The 4,750-nt window shown below is 69.1% G+C and carries 6 protein-coding genes; 5 read left to right on the top strand and 1 reads right to left on the bottom strand.

All coding sequences use genetic code 11. From position 1 onward, the window contains the following. The first annotated feature begins 542 nt into the window (after nucleotides 1-542). From A4R44_RS43675 to A4R44_RS43660, 4 genes are all read left to right on the top strand, one after another. Nucleotides 543-812 carry a DUF397 domain-containing protein gene (locus A4R44_RS43675; RefSeq protein WP_095213995.1) on the top strand — a complete coding sequence of 90 codons (270 nt, stop codon included), beginning with the start codon at nucleotides 543-545 and terminating at the stop codon, nucleotides 810-812. Between the two features lie 141 nt (nucleotides 813-953). Next, the gene (locus tag A4R44_RS43670; protein ID WP_232792061.1) at nucleotides 954-1,832 is read left to right on the top strand and encodes a helix-turn-helix transcriptional regulator; all 879 of its coding nucleotides are present in this window, start codon (nucleotides 954-956) and stop codon (nucleotides 1,830-1,832) included. 32 nt (nucleotides 1,833-1,864) lie between these two features. Further along, nucleotides 1,865-2,734 (top strand): SAM-dependent methyltransferase, encoded by an 870-nt coding sequence (locus A4R44_RS43665; protein WP_067595305.1) that lies wholly within the window; start codon nucleotides 1,865-1,867, stop codon nucleotides 2,732-2,734. 40 nt (nucleotides 2,735-2,774) lie between these two features. Beyond that, entirely contained in the window at nucleotides 2,775-3,323 is a 549-nt protein-coding gene (locus A4R44_RS43660) for a phosphoribosyltransferase family protein (RefSeq protein ID WP_067595214.1), read from the top strand. Here A4R44_RS43660 and A4R44_RS43655 read toward each other — a convergent pair whose 3' ends face one another. Continuing rightward, nucleotides 3,324-4,166: an NAD(P)H-binding protein gene (locus A4R44_RS43655; RefSeq protein ID WP_067595211.1), complete on the bottom strand. Its 843-nt coding sequence runs from the start codon at nucleotides 4,164-4,166 to the stop codon at nucleotides 3,324-3,326. Between the two features lie 89 nt (nucleotides 4,167-4,255). Here A4R44_RS43655 and A4R44_RS43650 point away from each other — a divergent pair, with 89 nt between their 5' ends. Next, nucleotides 4,256-4,633, top strand: a complete 378-nt coding sequence (locus A4R44_RS43650; RefSeq protein ID WP_067595208.1) for a helix-turn-helix domain-containing protein — start codon at nucleotides 4,256-4,258, stop codon at nucleotides 4,631-4,633. The last annotated feature ends 117 nt before the right edge of the window (nucleotides 4,634-4,750 follow it).

The raw sequence follows: 4,750 nt of genomic DNA, 5'->3' as shown, positions 1-4,750 counted from the left end.
GCTCGGCTCGGCTCGGCTCGGCTCGGCTCGGCTCGGCTCGGCTCGGCTCGGAGAGAGTCGGCCCGCCGACCCGGATCCGCAACCCTCAGCCGCAACCCTCAGCCGCAACCCAGGTCCGCTCCCCTCAGCCGAAAGCCCCAGAGCCCAGTCTCCCGAGCCATGACCCCGATCCCGCGGGCCCGCCCTTCGCGCCCAGGCAGCCGCCTCACGGAGCGGCGCAAACGGGACTGCGCCGAACAGCTCAGCTGATCAACCGCTCGACAGGTGTTCTCGACTGCAGGACACCCCAACCCCTCCACCCGTCAAAAAACCACGAAAAAAGCACCACCGCCCCACCTCAACAACGAAATCCACATCACCAATCCGAAATTGCACGTGCGAAAGCATCACCGAATGCACGAGAAGTGTCCATTCAGGTGAAATCCCCGCCCCGCGGCGCGAATGATCCACCAGCCCACTACCCTCAGGAATATTCCGAGCACATTCCGTACTTCGCGGAATATTCCATTCACTGACCGAAACCGAGAAAACGAGGGGTTGCAGTGGACGCCTACGACCCGCACGAGCAGCAGCACGCGCACCCGACCCACGCCCCGGCGGCCGGGCCGGCGGCGCGCTTCCCGGGCCACGCCTGGCGGAAACCCTCCGCCTGCGGGCCGAATTCCGGCAACTGCGTCGAGGTCAACCTGGCCGAGCACGGGCTGGTCGGGGTGCGGGACAGCAAGATCGGCAGCTCCCCCGTCCTGGTCTTCGACCGGGGCGAGTGGGCGAGTTTCGTCGAGGCCGTGCGACGCGGGGAATTCGACGGCTGACCAGGCACGACACCGCGGTGCCCGCCGAAAGCAACGTGAACCTCGCGAAAAAGGCGCCGACCCGGCCTATTGCCCGCCGGGTCGGCGCATTATCATCGGAGGTTCTCACATCGGCCCCTGGACGAAATGACGGAGCCCCTGGTGACCTCCCCGATCCGGCAACCGCCGCCGTCTCTGCGGACCCAGCGTTCCCGGCTGGGTTCCCGGATCCTCACGTGGCGCACCGCGCGCGGGCTGACCCAGGTCGACCTCGCCGACGGGATCGGCTGCAAACAGCCCAAGATCCAGAAAATCGAGTCCGGCAAGGCAGGCACCCGGCCCGACGACCTCGAACGGATCATCGAGGTGCTGGACATCCCGCCCGCCGACGCCGATCAGCTGCGGGAGCTCAACCAGGCCAACGATCCTTCCGCACGCCGGGCCGAGCGGAGGATGATCACGCCGCAGTGGTTCCGCGAGATCCTGGAACGCGAACAAGCGGCGGCGGAAATCCTGAGCTGGACCGGGAACCGCATCCCGGGACTGCTCCAATCGGAGTATTACATGCTCGCGCAGTTCCAGGCCAGCCGCCAGGAGCGGGTCACCGACCGGGTCGCCGAGCGCAAGGCGCGGCAACGGCTTTTCGACGCCTTCCCGGCTCCGCGGGCGGTCTTCATGCTGGAGTACAGCTGCATCGAGAAACTCGTCTGCGGCACCAAGGCCAGCATCGCCACCGATCAGCTCGAGCACATGATCCGGATCGTCGAGACGCATCCCTTCGCCGAGGTCCGGATCCTCCCGCGCGACGCGGCCGCCTATCCGGACGAGGACTTCACCATCCTCCGCTTCGACCATCCCGACCTGCCCGATTTCGCGTACCAGGAAAGCAAAGTCAAGCTCATCACCGTGCCGCGGGGCCAGGACGAGTTCGCCTCCTACGAGGAGTCGTGGGAAGCCCAGCTCGCCGCCACCCTCTCGCGCGACCAGTCCCTGCAATACCTGAAGGAATGGGCCAGCCGCTGCGCGACGCCCGCCCGCTGACCAGCAGTCCCGAACGAAAGGAACAGCCACCGGTGGCCGACGAACCCTTCCCGCCTCCCGGGGTCGACCTCGACCACCCGAGCGTCGCGCGGGTGTATGACTACTACCTCGGCGGCACCACGAACTGGACGATCGACCGGGAGTTCGCCGACGAGGTGATCCGCGAGTTCCCGCTGATCCGCCCGATCGCGAAGGCCAACCGGCTGTTCCTGCACCGGCTCGTGCGGCACCTGGTGAAAAAGGGCGTGCGGCAGTTCGTCGACATCGGCTCCGGCGTGCCGACCATGGGCCACGCGCACCAGGTCGCCGACGAACTCGCGCCGGGCGAGAGCCACGTCTGCTACGTCGACTACGAACCGGTCGCCGTCGCGCATTCGGAAACCCTGCTCCGCGAGTCGGGCGACCTCGGCAGGCACGCGGTGATCCACGCCGACATGCGCGATCCGAAACGGATGTGGGAGCAGATCGCCGCCACCGACGTGATCGACGTCGAGAAGCCGCTCGCGTTGCTGCTGATCGCGGTCCTGCACGTTCAGCAGCCGCCCGCCGAGGAGAGCGGCGGCACCGAGGATCTCGGCCCCTCCCTCGCCGCGCAGTACCGGGATCTCCTGCCCTCGGGCTCCTTTCTGGGGATCTCGCACGTCACCGACCGGGATATCCCGTCCGACGTCGGTGCGCGGCTGGCCGAGCTGAAAGCGGCCTACGACCGATCGAGCAGCCCGGTGATCTTCCGGTCGCGCGAGGAGATCCAGGCGCTGTTCGGGTCGTTCGAGATGCTCGAACCGGGGCTCACCTGGACGCCGTCGTGGCATCCGGAGGAATCCGGCGAGGGCGCGCCGCAGGTGGAGTTCCCGACGCCGGCGCATTCGGTGATCCTCGCCGGAGCCGCGCGGAAACCGTAATTCGCTCGCCTCGCGCGGGCGCCGCTGCGACCATCGACCCATGCGCACGAGCACCGTGGCGGACCGGATCCGCGAAGCCACCGTCGTGCTCGGGGACCGGACGGACGAGGGCCGCTACCCCGACCCGACGGGATGGTGGCGTGCGCCCGAACTGCTGCGCGAACTCGGTCCGGCGCTCGCCGGGCTGTTCGCCGGCGAGCGGCCGAATGTCGTGCTGGGCCCCGAATCCCGCGGGTCGCTGCTGGGTCCGCTGGTCGCGGTGGAACTCGGCGCGGGCTTCGTCGAGGTGCGCAAGAACCGGTACCCGGCCTGCGATTCCGACCGGTGGCTCCAGCGCACCTCGCCGCCGGACTACCAGGACCGGCACCTGCGGCTCGGCTTCAGCCGCCGTCTGCTGCGGGCAGGCGATCGCGCGCTGCTGGTGGACGACTGGATCGACACCGGCGGCCAAGCCTTCGCCGCGCAAGCCCTGGTCGCCGACGCCGGGGCGACGTGGATCGGCGTCGCGGTGATTGTCGACGGGCTGCGTCGCCACGAGCCCCGGCGGCGGCTCCGCGTGCGCTCGCTCCTGCACTCGCGCGACTTCTGATCACCGGAACGCGTCGATGCTGCGCCCGGCCCAGGAAGCGAACGAGGTCGCCGGACGGCCGAGCACCTTCTCGACGTCAGGGCTGCTGCGAATCTCCTCCGCAAGCGGCTGGCCAAGGATGTCGAGCGTTCCGTCGGCGACCGGTTCCGGCATCTGCCGCAGCATCTGCTCTCGTGCCTGCGCGCGGCCAAGCTCGACGACTTCCAGCGGGTCGCCGAGGGCAGCACCGAGGATCTCCGCACGCTGTCGCGGGCTCGTCGCCTCCGGTCCGGTGAGGACATAAGCCTGTCCGGCATGGCCGCCCTCGGTCAGTGCGGCGGCGGCGACTTCGGCGATGTCGAGCGGGTCCACGGCCGGGAGCGCGACGTCGGCAAACGGCGAGAAAACCGTGCGCTGGGATCGAATCGACGGGATCCACGCGAAGGTATTGGTCGTGAACCCGCCGGGCCGCAGGACTGTCCACTCCAGACCGGACGACCGCACCGCCTCTTCCAGCGCGACCAGCGGCGCGTGCGAAACCGCGTCCGGCCGGGTCCCCGCGGCCTGGGACGACTGCAGGACGACCCGCGAGACGCCAGCGTCGGCCGCCGCGCGCAGGACAGCTTCCCCGTCGACGTGCGCTCCCGCGCCGGAGACCAGCAGAAACAGTGCGTCCGCGCCCTTCAGCGCCGGAACCAGGCTGTCCGGGTCGGCCAGGTCCGCGACCATCGGGGTCACCCCGGGCCGCGACGGCGGCGGGGAAGTCACGCCGCGGGAAACGGCGGTCACGGCGTGCCCGGCTTCGGTCAGGGACTCGGCAAGCAGGCAGCCGACGTTGCCCGTGGCGCCAGTGACGACGATCATGACTTGCTCCTCAGCTAGGGGTCGAAAGCGACACAGCGAGGCTAAAAGCCGCCGTACAGTAGGTTCCCCAGGGAAAGTATTGGAGCCGCATGACCACCACCGCGCAAACCGGCGCCGATCCGCTCGCCGCGTGCCGGATCAGCCCGGCCGTTGACCTGCTGTTCAGCCGGTGGACGACCCCGATCCTGTGGACGCTCAGCCAGTCCGGGCCGGTGCGGTTCGTCGAACTGGAGCGGCGGCTCGGCGCGACGGGGAAAGTTCTGACGCAGCGGCTCCGCCAGCTTGAACGCGACGGCTTGGTGGAGCGGCGCTCCTACGCCGAGGTGCCGCCCCGCGTCGAGTACGAGATCACCGAACTCGGCCGGAGCCTGTCACCGGTCTTCGCCGCACTCGCCGACTGGACCGACAAGCATCTGCCAGCGGTCGAGAAGGCTCGCGACGCGTATACGGGGCGGCTGCCGCGTTAGGTGTCGTGAGTGCTGGCGCCGGTTCTCACTGGCTGTGCCGTTGACGGTGATCGATTACGTGGCCGAGGCTTCGGTCTGTGTCTTCTGGCGCAGTCTCTCATAGGGGGTCTGGCCGTC

The sequence above is a fragment of the Amycolatopsis sp. M39 genome, from assembly GCF_001651785.1.
GTDB classification, from domain to species: Bacteria; Actinomycetota; Actinomycetes; order Mycobacteriales; family Pseudonocardiaceae; genus Amycolatopsis; species Amycolatopsis rubida.
The sequence above is the reverse complement of the archived record's forward strand: the minus strand, read 5'-3'. Positions and strand labels throughout refer to the sequence as shown.